Source organism: Rathayibacter rathayi (genome assembly GCF_004011095.1).
Taxonomy (GTDB): Bacteria; Actinomycetota; Actinomycetes; order Actinomycetales; family Microbacteriaceae; genus Rathayibacter; species Rathayibacter rathayi.
The window spans coordinates 660293-678217 of sequence record NZ_CP028129.1 but is presented as its reverse complement, the minus strand read 5'-3'; the positions used below and the strand labels follow the sequence as shown (position 1 = coordinate 678217).

Sequence of the window (17925 nt, the reverse complement as noted above, 5' to 3'; positions counted from 1 at the left end):
AGCGCGGTTCCGGGGCCGACGCGCTACGGAGCAGTAGACTCGCCGGGATGTCACCGGCGCTGGATCGGTGGCCCTGCGCCCGGAGTCGTACAGGGGCGTAGACCGTTCGACACGACAGGCGCTTCACTCCGTGACTTTCTCCGATCTGAACATCGACGATGACATCGTCGCCGCACTCGCCGCCCAGGGCATCCTGGAGCCGTTCCCCATTCAGGAGCAGACGATCCCCCTGGCCCTGCAGAAGCAGGACATCATTGGCCAGGCCAAGACCGGTACCGGTAAGACCTTCGGCTTCGGCCTCCCGCTCATCCAGGCCCTCGGCACCGACCCGGAACCGGGCGTCAAGGCCCTTATCGTCGTGCCCACCCGCGAACTCGCCGTCCAGGTCACCGAGGACATCGAGCTGGCCGCGTCCAATCGCCCGACCACGATCGTCTCGATCTACGGCGGCAAGGCCTACGAGGGCCAGATCGAGCAGCTAAAAGCCGGCGCGCAGATTGTCGTCGGCACCCCGGGGCGCCTTCTGGACCTGGCCGGGCAGCGCCTGCTCTCGCTCGCGAACGTGCAGGTGATGGTCCTCGACGAGGCCGACAAGATGCTCGACCTTGGCTTTCTCTCGGACATCGAGAAGCTGTTTGCGCAGACTCCGCCCACCCGCCACACCATGCTCTTCTCGGCGACGATGCCGGGCGCGATCGTCGCCCTCGCCCGCCGCTTCATGAACAAGCCCATCCACATCCGCGCGACGGACCCCGACGAGGGCATCACGCAGGCCAATATCAAGCACATCGTCTACCGGGCGCACTCGCTCGATAAGGACGAGGTCATCGCGCGCATCCTGCAGTCCGAGGGCCGCGGCAAGACCGTCATCTTCACCCGCACCAAGCGCGCCGCCGCCCGCATCGTCGAGGAGCTCAACGACCGCGGCTTCAACGCGGCGGCCGTGCACGGCGACCTCAACCAGGAGCAGCGCGAGCGCGCGATGGCGGCCTTCAAGGCCGGTAAGAAGGACATCCTGATCGCCACCGACGTCGCCGCGCGCGGCATCGATGTCAACGACGTCACCCATGTGATCAACCACACGATCCCGGATGACGACCAGACCTACCTGCACCGCGTCGGCCGCACCGGGCGCGCGGGCAAGACCGGCATCGCAGTCACCTTCGTCGACTGGGAGGACCTGCACAAGTGGGCCCTGATCAACCGGGCCCTCGAGTTCGGTCAGCCGGACCCGGTCGAGACCTACTCCTCGTCGCCGCACCTCTACACCGACCTCGACATCCCCGCGGGCACCCGGGGCCGACTCAAGCCCACTCCGATCCCCGCCGAGGCGAAGGCTGATGCCCGCCCCGAGCGCGGCGAGCGCCCGCCGCGTCGGCGCACTCGCTCCGACTCCGTCGACTCAACCGCCCCGCAGCAGACCGGCCCCGCCCCCTCGAGCGAGAGCAAGGAGCACCGCGACGGCAACAGCGAGCCGCGCCGCCGCACCCGCTCGCGTCGCCGCTCCCCGCGCCCCGACGGTCAAGCCTGAGCCGCAGCGCACTGAGCCCGCCCCCTCGCGATTCGTCGTGCGGGGGCGGGTTTCTCGGTGTGTCAGCGGGCGGAGAAACGGATCGCGTCGACAGTGGCCCGCGTGGTCGTGTTCTCGCCCAGGCGGTTCGGCTTGCCGGTGCCGTGGTAGTCGCTCGAGCCCGTGGTGACGAGGGAGTAGCGCTCGGCCAACTCGCGCAGGCGCCGCTTACCGTCGGCCGTGTTCTCGCGGTGCTCGACCTCCAGGCCAAAAAGACCGGCATCGACGAGCTGCGGGAGGATCGACTCCACCGCGATTCCGCGTGCGCTGGCCGCCGGGTGGGCGATCACCGGGACGCCGCCCGCCGCCCGGACCAGGCGGACCGCGTCGATCGGATCGGGGGCGTAGTGCGGCCGGTAGTAGCCGCCCCTCCAGTCGAGGATTCCCGCGAAAGCAGCGGAGCGGTCGGTCGCCAAGCCGCGAGCGACGAGCGCGTCGGCGATGTGCGGCCGCCCGATCGTCGTCCCCGGGCTGGTCTGGGCGAGCACGTCGTCCCAGGTCAGGTCGTGGTCCGCCGCGATGGCGGTGACGATCGCCTCCGCTCGATGCATGCGGGCCGAGCGGATGCGCGCGGTCTCGGCGATGAGGCCGGCGTCGGTCGGGTCGACGAGGTAGGCAAGCACATGCACGCTGGCCCAGCCCACCCGCGAGGAGAGTTCCATGCCCGGAAGGAGGTCGATGCCCGCCTCCTCCGCTGCCGCGAGTGCCTCGGTCCACCCGCCGGTGCTGTCGTGGTCGGTGAGCGCCACTCCAGCGAGTCCCGCGGCGGCAGCAGCCCGCACCAGGTCGGCGGGAGCCTCGGTGCCGTCCGAGACGACGGAGTGGGTGTGGAGGTCGTACCCGCCACCGTCGACATGCATGTCCCTCATCGTAGCCGCGCCTTGTGCGAGCCCTACGATGCCCTGCTAGCCCTCTCAGTCATCCGCTGCCTTCCGAGCCCTGCGCTGCCCTAGTAGCCTGAGCCGGGATGGGGACGAGACTGGTCAAGACCGCGGTGACGGTGATCGTCGCGATCGCGCTGCTGGTGCTCGCGGCTCCGAGCTTCTTCGGGATCGCCCGCGAGGCCCCGTTCGCCCAACTGGTGCCGTTCCGGCTCGCGACCGGTCTGGCCGCCGTCGGGATCACCGCCGTCCTGGTCGTGATCGCGGCGCTCGTCGCCCCGGTTCGCCGGCTCGCCCTAGTCCTCGCCGCACTGGGGGTCCTCTTCGCGGTGGTCCTCGCCGGCGCGCAGGGAGTGCGCGGCTACGACTCCGCTCCCCCGCGTGCCCACCGGCTGGCCGACCTGCGGCTCGCGAGCTGGAACGTCCTGCACGATGGCGTGCCAGTCGAGGCGATCGCCGCCCTGGCGCAGGAGAATGCGGTCGACGGGCTCGCACTCCTCGAGGTGTCGCGGACGCGCGCGCAGGACGTCGTCGACGTGCTCGGTTCCGACGGTGTGCCGATGACCCTGCACTACGCCGGGTCCGGCGGCGACGACGGCACCGCGCTGCTGCTCTCTTCCTCGCTCGGCGGTTACAGCGTCGACACGTCCGCCGTCGTCACCGGAGTAACACCCTCGCTGGTCGCGCGCCCCGACACCCCCGAGCGTCCCGTCCTCGCCGCCGTGCACACGATGGCGCCGCTCCCCTCACGTCTCGCGGAGTGGCGGAGCGACCTGCTCTCGGTCGCCGCGCTCTGCTCGGCGGAGGAGGACGTCGTCGTCCTCGGTGACCTCAACTCCACCGTCGACCACTGGGCGGGGCTGCCCGGCTCGGCGGCTCTCGGCGGCTGCCGGGACGCCGCAGCGCTGGCGGGCGGCGGCGCACTGGGCACCTGGCCCACCTCCCTCCCGACTGCGCTCGGCGCCCCGATTGATCACGTCCTCTTCTCCGGGCGCCGGGAGGTCTCGGGCTACCAGGTGGTCGAGGACCGCGACGACACCGGGAGCGATCACCGCCCTCTGGTCGTGCAGCTCTCGGTCCGCGGGCTGGTCAAGGACGCGTCCTGATGCTCCTCCACAGGCCCTGACACCGGGTCTGCTTCCACGGCTGCGGCCGCAGCGGCCCCTCCGGTCGAACAGAGCGAGGACAATGGAGGCCATGACGAACACGGAGGAGCGGACCACCGCTCAGACGCCCGACCCCACCGCCGCACCCCGCCCCCGCGCCACCGCGAACCGCTCCACGACCCCCGTCTCCGACCGCTTCCGCGACTACATCGCCTCCGGCTGGGCCGAGCGGGAGGAGCCGCTGCCCGCCGCGCGCGAGCAGTCGTCGTTCGCCGCCGCGCGCCGCGAGCGCCTCTCCGCCCTGTATTCCGGCGTCCGGGTGATCGTCCCCGCCGGGCGGCTCAAGCAGCGCGCGAACGACACCGACTATCCCTTCCGCGCGCACTCAGCCTTCACCTGGCTGACCGGCTGGGGCTCCGACTCCGAGCCGGGCGCCGTTCTCGTGCTCGAGCCCACCGAGTCCGGCCACAGCGCGACGCTCTACTTCCGTGAGCGCGCCGGCCGCGACTCCGACGAGTTCTACGCGAACCCCGAGATCGGTGAATTCTGGATCGGCCCGCGTCCGTCGCTGGCGCAGGTCGCGAGCGATCTCGGCGTCGACACCCGCGGGATCAGCGAACTCGACGCCGTCCTCGACGCACACGACGGCGTCCCTCTGGCCGTGCTGCGCGAGGCCGACCCCGCGGTGACCGGCCGGCTCGACCCGGTCGATGCCGGCGAGCGGGCCGACCGCGACGCCGCGATGGAGCGCGACATCGCCGAGCTCCGCCTGGTCAAGGACGCCTACGAGATCGCTGAGCTGCGCGCCGCCGTCGATGCGACCGGCCGTGGGTTCGAGGACGTCCTAGCTGACCTGCCGCGCATCATCGCCCACGAGCGCGGCGAGCGCCTGATCGAGGGGGTCTTCACTGGTCGCGCCCGTGCCGACGGCAATACGGTCGGCTACGACACCATCGCCGCTGCCGGTCCGCACGCCTGCATCCTGCACTGGACTCGTAACGACGGCCCCGTGCGCCCCGGGCAGCTGGTGCTGCTGGACGCCGGAGTGGAGCAGGACAGCTACTACACGGCCGACATCACGCGCACCTTCCCGGTCGACGGCCAGTACACACCCGCGCAGCGCCAGGTACACGAGACGGTCCGCGAGGCCGCCGACGCCGCCTTCGCGATCGTCCGCCCCGGCATCCGCTTCCGCGAGGTGCACGCCGCGGCGATGGCCGTCATTGCCCGGCGCACCGCCGAGTGGGGTCTGCTCCCGGTCAGCGCCGAGGAGGCGCTCGAAGCCGACAACCAGCAGCACCGCCGCTACATGGTCCACGGCACCAGCCACCACCTCGGGCTCGATGTGCACGACTGCGCGCGGGCTCGGCGCGAGATGTACCTCGACGGCCTGGTCGAGGAGGGCATGGTCTTCACGATCGAGCCCGGCCTCTACTTCCAGCCCGACGACCTCACCGTTCCGCAGGAGCTGCGCGGCATCGGCGTACGGATCGAAGACGACATCCTCGTCACGGCCGATGGCGCCGAGAACCTCTCGGCCGGCATCCCGCGCTCGGCCGACGAGATCGAAGCATGGATGGCTCGGCTGGCCCGTTGAGCGGCCGGAGCGAGCGAGCCGCCGTTGCGAGCCACAAGCGAGAACGGGGAGGAGGCCGGGTCACGACGATCCGGTCTCCTCCCTCACGCCACAACGATCATGGCGGGGACGGCGGACGGCGGAACACGCTGGGGGCTAGGCGCAGGACGGCCGTTCTGTCACGTAATTGATGCGCACATCGTTGTCCTTGATGAATTGATGCACAGCGTTTTTCACATTCGACACGAGCACCTTGTCGCCCTTGTAGAGATCACCATTCGGCGCCAACCATGTAATATCACCGATCGACACCGAATCAGCAGGAACTTTCTTGTACTCCGTCCCCGCCGACGTCCCATCCGACTGGAACGCCTTACCATCCTTCGTCATATAATTGATGCGCACATCGTTGTCCTTAATGAACTGATGCACAGCATTCTTCACATTCGACACGAGCACCTTGTCGCCCTTGTAGAGATCACCATTCGGCGCCAACCACGTAATATCACCGATCGACACCGAATCAGCAGGAACTTTCTTGTACTCCGTCCCCGCCGACGTCCCATCCGACTGGAACGCCTTACCATCCTTCGTCATATAATTGATGCGCACATCATTGTCCTTAATGAACTGATGCACAGCGTTTTTCACATTCGACACGAGCACCTTGTCACCCTTATAGAGATCGCCATTCGGCGCCAACCATGTAATATCACCGATCGACACCGAATCAGCAGGAACTTTCTTGTACTCCGTCCCCGCCGACGTCCCATCCGACTGGAACGCCTTACCATCCTTCGTCATATAATTGATGCGCACATCATTGTCCTTAATGAACTGATGCACAGCATTCTTCACATTCGACACGAGCACCTTGTTGCCCTTGTAGAGATCACCATTCGGCGCCAACCATGTAATATCACCGATCGACACCGAATCAGCAGGAACATCCTTGTAGGCGGTGCCGGCAGAGGTGCCGTCCGACTGGTATGCGACTGCGCCGGTGCCCTTCTGCACCTTCACGGGAGCACTCGCCGATGTCGAACCGCGCTTGGCGGCGACAGTCACAGTCTCCGAAAAGTTTTTTGAGCTCGTAATCCGGCTGAGCGTGACCTGGCCGTTGGCATCCGCCGGGAAGGACTTGGTACCGGTGGTGCCGTCGGACCACTTCAGCTGGTCGGGCAGGGTGACACTGATGGTGGTTCCTGCGGCGACCGGCGTGGTTCCGTCCGTCGTCGCTTTCAGCACCACGTCCTTGAGGACGCCGCATGCGTCGACCGCATAAGGGCCGTTCGTGAAGCTGAGGGTGGGAGTGCTCGAGGCGGCCGCGGCCGGCGTCGCCATCGTGACGCCGACAACGGGGATGGTCCACGCGGCGCCCTGGACGAGAGTGCGGCGTTCGAGCCCACGCTCCGTCATCGTCTCGATGGTCCAGCCACTGTCGACTCGAAATGATCTGTTCTCGTGCTTCATGATGTCAGCCTTCCGCTGGTGAAATGGGGAGCGTCTCGATCATGGAAGAACGCGACGTCCGACGACAGTCGAGGATCGTTATCCTCCCCGCCAAGTAGCGATTTTTCGCGTCGATTCGACACCAGCACGAGGGTGGAATCGGTGGCGCCACCCACACCGATTTCTTCGCGTACTCTCGACCTCCGTCGAAAGAAGAAGAGGCTGGTGATGGAGAGTCGTCGAGAAAAGCAAAACTTTGTCGACCGGGGAATAGCACTGCAGGACGCTGACGCCGTGCGCTGGCTCCGCCAGCACGGTTCAGTGGTTATCGAGGCCACCGCACTGCGATTGTTCGCGGACGAGCTGCGCACGCCGCATCTGCATCTCATCCGTATCTGGCACTCCGCTCTGCGTGCCCTGCGCTCATCAAGCGAAGACATGCTCGTGATACTCGTTCCGATCGAGGGCGCCGTCTGTGTCCGCTCCGAGAGCCACGATCGGGACTGGACAGGGAATGTTGGGGAGATCCTGCTTGTGAGAGGTGCCGACGTCTCTCTGGTGTCGACCGCCGAGAGTGCGGCGAGGTACGAAGTCCTCCTTCGGACCGATCAGGTCCCGGCATTCCTTCATCCACCGCATGGCTCGGCGGTCGTTCTCCGCTCGGTCGCGCCGGAACTCCGCGCGCTCGTGATCTCGACCGTCAACGTCGCTCTCAATGTCGGCATCGCCAAGACCAGCCCCGGATTCACGGCTTTCACGACGGCCATCCTGCAGATGCTGATAGCACTTTTGCTCGACTCAGCCCCGCCGGCAGGTCCGGAGAATCCCGGGGTCCTCGACCTGCACCGCCGGGCCTGCGCCGTCATCGCCTCCAGCTTCCCGGATCCGGAGCTGACCCCAGCCGAACTCGCCCGGCGACTCGAGGTCTCGCCCAGTTACTTGCGACGGACCTTCGCCCATGCCGGCACGACGGCGACCAGGGAGCTCCGCCGCGCACGATTGCGGCTCGCGCGGCGGTATCTGGATGATGCACAGCGGTCCCGGCAGGACATCGCCACACTCTCCGGGTTTAAGGACGTGCACGCCCTGCTGTACGCACTACGGGCTCAGGGGGACACCCAGGACTGATGCCGGACTCAAGCCGCGAGCGCGACCCCCGATGCGGCGAGAAGTCCCTCGAGGAGAATTGCCAGCTGACCCGGCGGAGCCTCGGGGTCCTCCGGATGCCACTGCACCCCGAGGACGGGAGCGCAGCCGTGCTCGACCGCTTCGACCACGCCGTCGTCGGCGCGAGCGACGACACGAAGACCCGGAGCGAGCACGTCCACCGCCTGGTGGTGCGCGCTCTGCACGGCCAGCGCCTCCGCCCGGAAGAGCTTAGCGAGCACGGAGTCCGCCGCAATCGCGACCTCGTGCCGGTGCATGCGCTGGTGCGCGGGAGCGGCCGCGTTGACATGCTCCGCCTCGGGACCCAGGTCCTGCACCAGCGTGCCACCCAGGGCGACGTTCACGATCTGGAGGCCGCGGCAGATGCCGAGCAGAGGGGTGCGCCTGGCCAGCGCGCGGTGCACCACGGCGATCTGCGCGGCATCAGCACGCTCCGCGTGGGGACCCTCAGCCGGGTAGCCGCGCTCGGCCCCGTACCACTCCGGAGCGATGTCCTCGCCGCCCGCGAGCACCAGGGCGTCCGCCCCCGCCGTGCGGGCCAGCAGCTCCGCCGTGCCCAGCTCCTCGGCCGCGAAGCGCTCGGCGTGCCAGCCGCGCTCGCGGGCGAGGGTCAGGATGCGGCCGTTCAGGATCTGTACGTACGCGTGATACTCCTCGCGGCCCGGCCGCGCGTGGGCGACCTCGACGATGGCGAGCGAGCGGGTCATACCTCCATCTTGGGGAGGGTGCCGCTGCCGGTCGAACCCCGGCGTCACGCGGTGTCACACTCCGGCCGTACGATCTCGGAGTGACCCCGCCGAGCTCGTCCCTCCCGGAGCGTCTCCAGCACGCACGCGCCGAAGTCTCCGTCCTCGCAGGCACGACTCCGGAGCGCAGAGTCCGGCCGCTGCGCGAGGCGACCGAACTCGTGGCACGAGGCGACGTGGCCGATCCCGCCGCCCTGCTCGACGCCGTCGACTCGCTGATCGGACTGGTGACCCGTGCCGAGGTGCAGCTCAGTCAGGTCGAGCGCTCGGTGCGCGACGACCTGGACCGGGCCGCGACCCTCTCCGAACTGCGCACGTCCGCGCAGCTCGCCTCCGCCGCCGACGTCGCGGCCGCCTGCGCGACGGCGCAGTCCCTGCTGCTCGACGCCGACTCCGCCCTCGAGGCCGTCGTGGCCGGCTACCGCGAGCCGCGCGCCCAGGCCGAGCGTCATCCGCCGCAGACCGCGCGCATGCCATAGTGAAGGACATGGCCTCCTTCCTTGTCGTTCCCCAGTGGCAGGGCTCGGCGTCGACGCGCGCGATGCGCCTCGTCGACGGAGCCGAGGCGATCCGGGGCGATCTGCCCTCCTCCGCCACCACCACCCTCGAGGTGCCCACCGAGGCGGGTGACGCGCAGGACACCGGCGTCCGCCGCTACGCCTCCGTCGCGACCGTCGCCGAGCGGGTGCGGGAGGCTCTCGCCGGCCGCACCGAGCCGGTGATCACGATCGGCGGCGACTGCGGCGTCGAGTTCGCGGCGATCGGGCATGCGGTGCGGACCGCCGCGGGCCCGGTCGCGCTGGTGTGGCTCGACGCGCATCCGGACGCACACACGCCCGACTCCTCCAGCAGCGGAGCCTTCTGCGGCATGGTCCTCGCGGCGGCGCTGGGCCGCGGCGTGGGCCTGCTGAGCGCCGGCGCCGACGAGCGGGTGGCCGACGAGAACGTCGTGCTCGCCGGAGTGCGTTCCGCCGACGAGGGAGAACTCGAGCCCCTGGTCGAACGCGGCGCCGCGGTCATCGCCGCCGACGCCCTCGACGCCGAGTCGTTGATCGCCGCCGTTGAGGCCACGGGTGCCGCCTCCGTGTACGTGCACGTAGATCTCGATGTGCTCGACCCCGCCGATCTCGCGGGCCTGTTCGACCCGGTCCCTTTCGGAGTCTCCGCCTCCCGCCTCGTCGCGAGTCTGGACGCTCTGCGGGCCCGCTTCCCGCTCGCGGGCGCCGGGGTCACCTCCTTCGCCCGTCCTCGCCGGCCGCGGCCGAGGACGACCTACCCACGATCCTCCGTCTCCTCGGCGCTCTGTCCCGCGGGGCCTGAGGAACGCCTACCCAGCGACGCGCAAGCCCCGGCGCATGTCGGTGGCACCCGGCAAGATGGTCAGACGCGACCAAGCGGAGGAACCATGAGCGACGAGAGACCGCGCGTGAGCACGGAACGCCGCGGCGCCGTGCTCGCGATCGTGCTTGACCGGCCGGAGAAGCGCAACGCCGCCGACCTGCGGCTGCTCGCCGAGCTGGCCGCCGCCTACGGCGAACTCGACCGCGATCCGCAGCTGCGGGCAGGCGTGGTACTCGCCGAGGGAGAACACTTCACGGCCGGGCTCGATCTCGCCGACATCGGACCACTCCTGGGTGCGGGAGCGCTCGACTTCGTGCCCGAGGGCGGTCTTGACCCGTGGGGGCTGCGCACCCGCCCCGTGAGCAAGCCGGTCGTCATCGGGATCCAGGGCATCTGCCTCACTCTCGGCATCGAGCTGGCCCTCGCGAGCGACGTCGTCCTCGCCGAGCGGTCCACGCGATTCGGACAGCTCGAGGTCGCGCGCGGCATCCTGCCCTTCGGCGGATCGACGCTGCGGTTCCCGCGCGCAGTGGGCTGGGGCGACGCGATGCGCTGGATCCTCACCGGTGATCTCTTTGACGCCGAGGAGGCCCACCGCATCGGCCTCGTGCAGGAGGTCGTCCCCGACGGCACCGTCACCGAGGCTGCCTCCGCCCTCGCGGCACGGATCGCCGCACAGGCGCCGCTCGCTGTGCAGGCCGCGCTCGCGAACGCCCGGCTCGCGGTCTCCACCTCCGACACCGAGGCGGTCGCCGCGCTCCCCGGTGCGCTTGCCCGCCTCGCCGCCTCCGAGGACGCCCGCATTGGCGCCGAGGCGTTCCTCCGCCGCACGAATGCCGAATTCACCGGCCGATGAGCGAGGAGAGCACCACCGTCACTGCTCCCGGCAGCTCCTCGCTGAAGGCGCAGCGGGCGCGCGCCGCGCAGCAGCTGGAGATCCGGCTCCGCTACGGCGACCAGGTCTGGGAGTTGCGCGAGGTCGACCACTTCGCTGTGTTCTCCCGCCGCAGCACCGCGCGCCGCGCCGCACGTATGCTCGTGGCCTCCGGCTACGAGATCGCGATCTTGCGGCTGCGGCTGCGCCAAGTCCTCGTCGCCGGCCATCACGCCGCGGTGGACGAGGAGTCGACCACCGCGTTCCTCCGCCAGGTGATCGAGGCGGTCGAGAGCCACGGCGGGCGCTACGACGGTTGGCGCGCCGAGATCGTGCCGGCGCATTGAGCGCCGCGCCTCCACCCACCGCGGGGCTCGACGCCTCCGAGACCCTCAAGGAGACCGTATGAGCAGCACGACGACCGACGAGTTCGACGTCATCGTCATCGGAGCAGGCCCGGTCGGCGAGAACCTCGCGGACCGAGCGGTGCAGGGCGGGCTCACCGCCGCTGTCGTCGAGAGCGAGCTGGTGGGTGGCGAATGCTCCTACTGGGCGTGCATGCCCTCAAAGGCGCTGCTCCGCCCGCCGATGGCGTTGCGGGCCGCACACGATCTGCTCGGCGCCGCGCAGGCCGTTAGCGGAGGCGTCGATGTCGCCGCTCTCCTGGCCCGCCGCGACTCCTTCACGAGCCACTTCGACGACCACGGCCAGGTGCAGTGGCTCGAGGGCGCCGGCATCGAACTCGTCCGCGGGCACGGCCGTCTGAGCGCCGAGCGCGAGGTAACCGTGACCGGACCGGACGGCGGGGTCCGGGTCCTTCGTGCCCGCTCCGCCGTCGCCGTCGCGACCGGCACTCGCGCCGTCGTCCCCGACATTCCGGGCCTGCGCGCCGCTTCCCCGTGGACGAGCCGCGAGGCCACCTCGGCAGAGGAGGTGCCGCCGCGCCTCGTCGTGATCGGCGGCGGAGTCGTTGCCACCGAGATGGCGACGGCCTACGCGGGCATGGGTTCCTCCGTCACCCTGGTCGCCCGCAGCGGGCTCCTCGCGCCGTTCGAGCCGTTCGCCGGCGAGCTCGTGGGCGATGCACTCCGCGCACTCGGCGTCGATCTCCGCCTCGGCCACTCCCCCGCCTCGGTCGAGCGCCGGACCGACGGCATCGTCACCGTGACCCTCACGGGCGGTGACGTGATCGAGGCCGAGCAGGTCCTCGCCGCGACCGGACGCGCTCCGCACACCCGCGACATCGGGCTCGAGACGGTAGAGCTCGAGCCCGGCTCCTCACTCGCGGTCGACGACACGATGCTCGTGCTTGGCGCCGACGGCGTCCCCCTCGGCGGTGATCGCCCGTGGCTCTACGGAGTCGGCGATGTCAACCATCGCGCGCTGCTCACGCACCAGGGCAAGTACCAGGCCCGCGCCGCCGGCGATGTCATCGTCGCGCGCGCCGCCGGCACCGAGGTCCAGGACGCACCCTGGGGTGCGCACGTCGCGACCGCCGACCACGAGGCCGTGCCGCAGGTCGTCTTCACCGATCCGGAGGTCGCCTCCGTCGGCCTCACCGCCGCGGCCGCCGAGAAGGCCGGCTACCGCATCCGCGTCATCGACTACGAGATCGGCTCCGTCGCCGGCGCCGCCCTCGCCGCCGACGGCTACACGGGCACGGCGCGGATGGTCGTCGACGAGGACCGGAAGGTCGTGCTCGGCGTCACCTTCGTCGGCAAGGAGGTCGGCGAGCTGATCCACTCCGCGACCATCGCGGTCGTCGGCGAGGTGCCGCTCTCCCGCCTCTGGCACGCGATCCCCTCCTACCCCACGATCAGCGAGGTCTGGCTACGGCTGCTCGAGACCTACGGACGCGACAGCGCGTGAGCGCCCTCCGTCGTCGCGTCGCGAAGGTTGCTTTGGACCCGGCAATCACCCGGCCGGGCTACCTCTTCGCCTGCGCGATCGGGCTCGCCTGGGGCGCCCTGTGGAGCACCGGGCCGATCCGGCGCAGCCACGGCCTCGTCGTCTTCACCGGGTTGCCCTCGTGGGCGTTTAGCCGCGGCGGGTCCTGCGTCGGCACCAGTTACCTGACGAGAACGAACGTCTCCGACCAGGTCCTCGAGCACGAGGCCGTGCACAAGGAGCAGTGGCGGCTGTACGGAATGTGGTTTCCGCTCGTGTACACCGTGGCGGGCCGTGATCCACTGAGCAATAGATTCGAGATCGAGGCTGGCCTCGAGAAGGGCGGGTATCTCCGTGGTCACTGACATGACGGGGCGCGTCGTCGTCCTCACCGGTGCGAGCTCCGGCATCGGCCGGGTCGCGGCAGGAGCTCTGGCCGCGGCCGGCGCGCGGGTGGCGGTGGTCGGTCGCCATCCCGAGCGCACGCGCGCAGTCGCCGCCGAGGTGGGCGGCGATCCCTTCCTCGCCGACTTCGACCGGCTCGACGACGTCCGCGCGCTGGCCGACGTGCTGCTCGAACGGTACGAGCGGATCGACGTGCTCGCAAACAATGCCGGCGGACTCGTTTCGCACCGCGCCGAGACGGTCGACGGCCACGAGCGCACGGTTCAGAGCAACCATCTGGCGCCCTTCCTGCTCACCCGCCTGCTGCTCCCGCGGATGATCGAGACCTCGCGGGAGCGCGCGGGCGTGCGGATCGTGTCGACGGCGAGCCTCGCGAACCGGTTCGGCCGGCTGAAGCTCGACGACCTCGACAACCGCCGCGGCCCGTGGTTCGGCGGCTGGCGCGCCTACGGCACGTCGAAGCTGGTGACGATCCTGTTCATCCGGGAGCTGGCGGAGCGCCTGCTGACGACGTCGGTCGACGCCTACTCGTTCCATCCGGGCGTCGTCTCGACGAGCTTCGGTGCTGACAGCACGATGATGAAGCTGATGACCAGTCTCTCCGTCGGCTCCTTCGGCATCTCCGCCGAGGCGGGTGCGGTGCCCCTGATCACTCTCGCCTCCGAGCCCGACGTCGGCGCCGCCAGCGGCACCTACTTCGACCAGCTCACCCCTCACGGCTCCCTGAACCCTCAGGCCCACGATCGAGCGCTCGCTCACGACCTGTGGACCCTCTCCAGCCGCCTCGTCGGCGTCTCCCCCACCCTGTAACCTCGCGCGCCTGCGTCCGCGGATCTCGACACGCCCTCTGCGAGGGCTACTTGATCAGCACGAAGACTCCCCGCCCGCCCGCGCCCCTGGCGCGCTGCCCCACCCTCCGAGCGCCCCGTCGCGTCGCAGGGCGACGTTCTGCAAGACGGAAAAGAAAGCAATACCGCCGGCATCCCGCCCGCCAACACCACCGCAAAACATCACCCAGCGGCAAGCACCCCCGGAGCGTCGCAGGGCGACGTTCTGCAAGGCGGAAAAGAAAGCAATACCGCCGGCATCCCGCCCGCCCACACCACCGCAAAACATCACCCCGCGGCAAGCACCCCCGGAGCGTCGCAGGGCGACGTTCTGCAAGACGGAAAAGAAAGCAATACCGCCGGCATCCCGCCCGCCCACACCACCGCAAAACATCACCCCGCGGCAAGCACCCCCGGAGCGTCGCAGGGCGACGTTCTGCAAGACGGAAAAGAAAGCAATACCGCCGGTATCCCGCCCGCCCACACCACCGCAAAACATCACCCAGCGGCAAGCACCCCCGGAGCGTCGCAGGGCGACGTTCTGCAAGGCGGAGAAGGAAGCGATACCGCCGGTATCGCGCCCGCCGACAACGCCGCAGAACGTCGCCCTGCGGCGCTCCGGCGGTTAGGACTCGGGGCGGCCGAGGCGCCAGTAACCCATAAACGCCACCCGCTTCCGGTCGACTCCGAGTTCGGTGACCAGGCAGCGGCGGATGAGCTTGACCGCGCCCGCTTCGCCGGCGATCCAGGCGTACAGGCCGGGGTCGCTGCTCTCTTCGGGGACTTCCCAGAGGATCTCGTGGTCGATGTCGATGTCGCTGACGTCGACTCCGCGGTGGTGGGCTGTGAGGAAGCGGGTCGCCCAGGTGCGGACCGCGTCGCCGAGTGCTGCGCCGGGTGCTTGAGCCTCTGTGCGGATGATCCATGTGACGTGCATGCTGGCGGGGTGGTGGAGCGGAAGTCGGTCCAGGGCTGTGGGGACTTCGAGGAAGGCGGCTCCGGTGGCGTCGTCGTCGAGGCTCTCGAGGATTGCGGCGATGGCGGGGACGGCTGTCTCGTCTCCGGCGAGCAGGAGGGAGGTGGCGGCTCCTGGGTGGAATTCGGCTCCGCCGCCGGGCAGTTCGGAGCGGCTGTCGGGAGCAATGATGACGATCTGGTCGCCGGCGCGGGCGGATTCCACCCAGGCTGAGGCCGGTCCAGCGTCGCCGTGGGCGGCGAAGTCGACGTCGACTTCGGCGAGTTCGGGGCGGACGGCTCGGATCGTGTAGGTGCGAAGCGGGTTCCGGAGTGCGTCGGGGAGGGAGCGCCAGCGGCCGTACCAGTCGGGGTCGAGCCCGTCGGGTCCGTCGGGGTTGGAGACGGAGGCGAGGAAGGCGGGGGCGTCGGAGGCGTCGGTGGGGACGACGAGTTTGATCCGCTGGTCGGGGCCGGTGCGGCCGACGCAGTCGACGTCGGTGCCGGTGAAGGTGACTCTGATGAAGTGCGGGGCGATCCGGGTCACTGCGGCAACGGTCGCGAGGTACGGCCGGTAGGCCGGGCGGGCGGGGGCTGCGGTCGTCGGAGGCATCACCTCAGTGTCGCACAGAAGGTAAGCCTTGCCTAACCCACGCGGACTCCGCGGTTCGAGGTCAGTGCGCGGCGTGCTCGGAGGAGGAACGCAGGCGCGCCTCGACGTCGGCCGCGAGCTGGGTAACGACCGGGCCGACCCCGCCGATCCAAGCGCAGAAGTCGTGCCGGTCGTCGGCCCACGGGTAGTCACCGTCGATGACGGACATCTCGCCAACCCAGGCCCGCACCGCACGGTCGAGTGCGACTCCGCGTCGGCAGCGCTCACCGGTGCCGGGGGCGCCCGAGCGCTCGGAGCGGCCGAGCCAGGTGACGCAGACCCGACCGGGAGCCGCGAGCGGCGGCAGACCGCGAGCATCGTCGACCTCGACGAAGACCTGGCCGCGGGCGGTGGCGGGGAGGACGTCGAGGATGCTCTGGATCCACGGCACGACGCTCTCATCGCCCGCGATCAGGAACTGCTTCGCGTTGACCGGCGCGGAGCCGTCGCGGTCCTCGAACATGCACATCGCGTTCCAGTATAGGCAAGGCTTACCTCAGTGGCCAGAGTCGGATCCTGATCATTCGCAGGACACCCGGAGCCGTGCCTTAATCAGGAGCACAAACCGGACCCGTCACCACTGCGGCGGGTGCCTCCGCTGCCAGCGCGCTCGTCGCTCGAGCTGCGTACCGATCGCGAGCAGCGTCGCCTCGCCGCCCGGCCGTCCGATCAGCTGGATCCCCATCGGCAGCCCCTCCTCCGTCGTGCTCAGCGGCAGGGTGATCGCAGGGAGACCGCTCACGTTCACGAACGACGTGTATGGCGTGTACAGGCACTGCTGCTCGAAGTTGCGCTCCGGATCCTCGAGGTCGTACCAGCCGACGGGGCGCGGCGTCATCGCCATCGACGGAGTCAGGACGGCGTCGAACGCCGAGAATGCGGCGATCACCGCGCGCTCATAGCCCGAGAGCCACGAGGCGGCCTCGACGAGGTCACGGGCGGAGCGGCGCCGTCCCTCCTCCACCAGCCAGCGGGTCAACGGCTCCAGGAGGTCCAGGTCCGCACCCTCGACGGGCAGAGTCGCGGCTCCGCTCTGCCACAGCATCCGGAAGGCGGCCGGGTAGTCGGCGCTCGGGGGCAGCGATGCCTGCTCGAGCCCGTGACCGAGGGCGGCCAGCGCGGCGATCCCCTCGTCCAGCGCGGCGCGTGCCTCCGGCGCCAAGCGGATCTCGTAGGCGTCGTCCCACGGCGAGTCCGTCAGCACGCCGATCTGGAAGCGGCCCTCCCCGCGCACCGCGGCACCGAGGAACGAGCCCTCGCCGTCTCCGGGGGCACCGAGCGACCACCGCTGCGGAAGGCGGCCGTTGCGCCGCTCCAGCATCCCCTCCAGCAGGAGGCCCGCGTCGGCGACGGAGCGGGCGATCGGTCCGGCAACGCTCAGGCCGCCGACGCCGCCGATCCCGGAGAGCGCGGCGACGCGGCCCCGCGAGGGCTTCAGGCCCACGAGGCCGCAAGCAGCGGCGGGGATGCGGATCGACCCACCGCCGTCCGAGGCCGGCGCGAACGGGAGCAGGCCCGCTGCGACGGCGACCGCGGCGCCTCCGCTGGATCCGCCGGCGCCCAGCCGAGTGTCCCACGGCGTGACGGCGGGCGGCCCGATCCGCGTCTCGGTGTACGCAGGCATCCCGAACTCGGGTGCCGCGGTCTTGCCGAGGCTGACTGTTCCCGCCGCGTCGAGCACCTCGACGATCTCGTCCGAGACGGTGGGCACGTCGTGCTCGCGCAGACGCGAGCCGAAGGCGGTCCGCACTCCCGCGCGCCGCCAGAGGTCCTTGTCGCCGCTGGGCAGGCCCCAGAGCGGAGCCGTGCCGGGCGCTGGGCCGAGCGCCGAGGCTCGCTCCCGGGCTCTCTCGGCGGTCACCGTGGCGAAGGCGCCGAGCTCGTCGTTCCAGCGCTCGATCCGGGTGAGGTAGTGCTCAGTGAGTTCGACGGACGTAATGTCTCCGCGCTGGAGCCAGTCCCACTGCTCCTGGGCGCTGAGGTGGTGAAGTTCGAACATGGAACGACCCTATTCCGCCGCTGGAGGAGCCTACGGAACAGGGTCGCAGGGTGTCAGGCCGCGCGGCTGCCGCTCTCGCGCGCCTCGTCGACGCCCTTGCGGGCACCGTCGGGCACCACGGTGTCCCGATCCACGCGGGCACCGGTCGCGATCACTGCCGAGCGTCCGATCCGGGAGTAGCTTCCGATCCGCGCGCCCGGGCCGATGATCGCCTCGGGTCCAACGTGCACGTTCGCGCCGATGAAGGCGCTGTGCCCGATCATCGCGTCGCGGTCGACCCAGCTGCCGGCGCCGATCCACGCCCGCTCGCCGACCGTCGCGCCGGGCTCGACGTAGGCGCCGGTCTCCACGTACGCGCTCGCCGAGACGCGCGATCCGGGAGCGACCAGGCCACGTCCGTTCGCGTGGCGGCGGTAGACGATCTCCTCGTCGCTGCCACGCCCCCTTCGGCCCTTGTTCATCCCTGTTCCTGCCATCTGCCTCTGGCT

At 70.0% G+C, this 17925-nt stretch carries 17 protein-coding genes; 10 read left to right on the top strand and 7 right to left on the bottom strand.

What is annotated here, in order from left to right; genetic code table 11:
• Positions 1-130: 130 nt before the first annotated feature.
• Complete coding sequence (locus C1O28_RS03435) at positions 131-1531, top strand: DEAD/DEAH box helicase (protein WP_097166581.1); 1401 nt, start codon at positions 131-133, stop codon at positions 1529-1531.
• Between the two features lie 62 nt (positions 1532-1593).
• Here C1O28_RS03435 and C1O28_RS03430 read toward each other — a convergent pair whose 3' ends face one another.
• The gene (locus C1O28_RS03430) at positions 1594-2439 is read right to left on the bottom strand and encodes a PHP domain-containing protein (protein ID WP_419866650.1); all 846 of its coding nucleotides are present in this window, start codon (positions 2437-2439) and stop codon (positions 1594-1596) included.
• A gap of 98 nt (positions 2440-2537) precedes the next feature.
• Here C1O28_RS03430 and C1O28_RS03425 point away from each other — a divergent pair, with 98 nt between their 5' ends.
• Both C1O28_RS03425 and C1O28_RS03420 read left to right on the top strand, forming a co-directional pair.
• A complete protein-coding gene (locus C1O28_RS03425; RefSeq protein ID WP_097166583.1) occupies positions 2538-3557 on the top strand; it encodes an endonuclease/exonuclease/phosphatase family protein in 1020 nt (339 codons plus the stop codon).
• A 91-nt stretch (positions 3558-3648) separates the two neighbouring features.
• A complete protein-coding gene (locus C1O28_RS03420; RefSeq protein WP_104336494.1) occupies positions 3649-5154 on the top strand; it encodes an aminopeptidase P family protein in 1506 nt (501 codons plus the stop codon).
• A gap of 135 nt (positions 5155-5289) precedes the next feature.
• Here the strand turns inward: C1O28_RS03420 and C1O28_RS03415 are convergent, their stop codons facing one another.
• Positions 5290-6606 carry a hypothetical protein gene (locus tag C1O28_RS03415; protein WP_104339352.1) on the bottom strand — a complete coding sequence of 439 codons (1317 nt, stop codon included), beginning with the start codon at positions 6604-6606 and terminating at the stop codon, positions 5290-5292.
• Positions 6607-6813: 207 nt separating this feature from the next.
• On the opposite strand from C1O28_RS03415, the gene C1O28_RS03410 reads away from it, so the two are divergent.
• Complete coding sequence (locus C1O28_RS03410) at positions 6814-7713, top strand: helix-turn-helix domain-containing protein (RefSeq protein ID WP_104248675.1); 900 nt, start codon at positions 6814-6816, stop codon at positions 7711-7713.
• Between the two features lie 8 nt (positions 7714-7721).
• On the opposite strand, the gene C1O28_RS03405 is transcribed toward C1O28_RS03410, so the two are convergent.
• Positions 7722-8459, bottom strand: coding sequence for a gamma-glutamyl-gamma-aminobutyrate hydrolase family protein (locus C1O28_RS03405; protein WP_097166587.1), 738 nt, complete (start codon positions 8457-8459; stop codon positions 7722-7724).
• Positions 8460-8539: 80 nt separating this feature from the next.
• On the opposite strand from C1O28_RS03405, the gene C1O28_RS15035 reads away from it, so the two are divergent.
• From C1O28_RS15035 to C1O28_RS03370, 6 genes are read left to right on the top strand one after another with little or no spacing between them, the layout of a single operon-like run.
• Positions 8540-8977, top strand: a complete 438-nt coding sequence (locus C1O28_RS15035; RefSeq protein WP_097166588.1) for a hypothetical protein — start codon at positions 8540-8542, stop codon at positions 8975-8977.
• Between the two features lie 8 nt (positions 8978-8985).
• Positions 8986-10695 (top strand): crotonase/enoyl-CoA hydratase family protein, encoded by a 1710-nt coding sequence (locus C1O28_RS15890; protein ID WP_338052083.1) that lies wholly within the window; start codon positions 8986-8988, stop codon positions 10693-10695.
• Complete coding sequence (locus tag C1O28_RS03385) at positions 10692-11060, top strand: ribonuclease E inhibitor RraB (protein ID WP_097166590.1); 369 nt, start codon at positions 10692-10694, stop codon at positions 11058-11060. The genes C1O28_RS15890 and C1O28_RS03385 overlap by 4 nt, the downstream gene beginning before the upstream one ends.
• Before the next feature lie 58 nt (positions 11061-11118).
• Positions 11119-12582, top strand: coding sequence for a dihydrolipoyl dehydrogenase family protein (locus C1O28_RS03380; RefSeq protein WP_097166591.1), 1464 nt, complete (start codon positions 11119-11121; stop codon positions 12580-12582).
• The gene (locus C1O28_RS03375) at positions 12579-12965 is read left to right on the top strand and encodes a Fe-S oxidoreductase (protein ID WP_097166592.1); all 387 of its coding nucleotides are present in this window, start codon (positions 12579-12581) and stop codon (positions 12963-12965) included. Before C1O28_RS03380 ends, C1O28_RS03375 begins: the two co-directional genes overlap by 4 nt.
• Complete coding sequence (locus tag C1O28_RS03370; RefSeq protein ID WP_243392067.1) at positions 12955-13815, top strand: SDR family NAD(P)-dependent oxidoreductase; 861 nt, start codon at positions 12955-12957, stop codon at positions 13813-13815. Before C1O28_RS03375 ends, C1O28_RS03370 begins: the two co-directional genes overlap by 11 nt.
• 642 nt (positions 13816-14457) lie before the next feature.
• Here the strand turns inward: C1O28_RS03370 and C1O28_RS03365 are convergent.
• The 4 genes from C1O28_RS03365 to C1O28_RS03350 all read right to left on the bottom strand — a co-directional run bounded on the left by C1O28_RS03365 (position 14458) and on the right by C1O28_RS03350 (position 17898).
• A complete protein-coding gene (locus C1O28_RS03365; RefSeq protein WP_097166594.1) occupies positions 14458-15399 on the bottom strand; it encodes a siderophore-interacting protein in 942 nt (313 codons plus the stop codon).
• A 61-nt stretch (positions 15400-15460) separates the two neighbouring features.
• Positions 15461-15901, bottom strand: a complete 441-nt coding sequence (locus tag C1O28_RS03360; RefSeq protein WP_160487519.1) for an SIP domain-containing protein — start codon at positions 15899-15901, stop codon at positions 15461-15463.
• A 111-nt stretch (positions 15902-16012) separates the two neighbouring features.
• Positions 16013-17437, bottom strand: a complete 1425-nt coding sequence (locus tag C1O28_RS03355; protein ID WP_097166596.1) for an amidase — start codon at positions 17435-17437, stop codon at positions 16013-16015.
• Positions 17438-17490: 53 nt separating this feature from the next.
• The gene (locus C1O28_RS03350) at positions 17491-17898 is read right to left on the bottom strand and encodes a transferase (RefSeq protein ID WP_097166597.1); all 408 of its coding nucleotides are present in this window, start codon (positions 17896-17898) and stop codon (positions 17491-17493) included.
• Positions 17899-17925 lie beyond the last annotated feature (27 nt).

Coding starts and splice junctions, on each gene's coding strand:
- C1O28_RS03385 (WP_097166590.1), top strand. CDS start 10,692: ATGAGCGAGGAGAGCACCACCGTCACTGCTCCCGGCAGCTCCTCGCTG.
- C1O28_RS03350 (WP_097166597.1), bottom strand. CDS start 17,898: ATGAACAAGGGCCGAAGGGGGCGTGGCAGCGACGAGGAGATCGTCTAC.
- C1O28_RS03410 (WP_104248675.1), top strand. CDS start 6,814: ATGGAGAGTCGTCGAGAAAAGCAAAACTTTGTCGACCGGGGAATAGCA.
- C1O28_RS15890 (WP_338052083.1), top strand. CDS start 8,986: ATGGCCTCCTTCCTTGTCGTTCCCCAGTGGCAGGGCTCGGCGTCGACG.
- C1O28_RS03360 (WP_160487519.1), bottom strand. CDS start 15,901: ATGTTCGAGGACCGCGACGGCTCCGCGCCGGTCAACGCGAAGCAGTTC.
- C1O28_RS03365 (WP_097166594.1), bottom strand. CDS start 15,399: ATGCCTCCGACGACCGCAGCCCCCGCCCGCCCGGCCTACCGGCCGTAC.
- C1O28_RS03430 (WP_419866650.1), bottom strand. CDS start 2,439: ATGAGGGACATGCATGTCGACGGTGGCGGGTACGACCTCCACACCCAC.
- C1O28_RS03405 (WP_097166587.1), bottom strand. CDS start 8,459: ATGACCCGCTCGCTCGCCATCGTCGAGGTCGCCCACGCGCGGCCGGGC.
- C1O28_RS03355 (WP_097166596.1), bottom strand. CDS start 17,437: ATGTTCGAACTTCACCACCTCAGCGCCCAGGAGCAGTGGGACTGGCTC.
- C1O28_RS03420 (WP_104336494.1), top strand. CDS start 3,649: ATGACGAACACGGAGGAGCGGACCACCGCTCAGACGCCCGACCCCACC.
- C1O28_RS03425 (WP_097166583.1), top strand. CDS start 2,538: ATGGGGACGAGACTGGTCAAGACCGCGGTGACGGTGATCGTCGCGATC.
- C1O28_RS03415 (WP_104339352.1), bottom strand. CDS start 6,606: ATGAAGCACGAGAACAGATCATTTCGAGTCGACAGTGGCTGGACCATC.
- C1O28_RS03380 (WP_097166591.1), top strand. CDS start 11,119: ATGAGCAGCACGACGACCGACGAGTTCGACGTCATCGTCATCGGAGCA.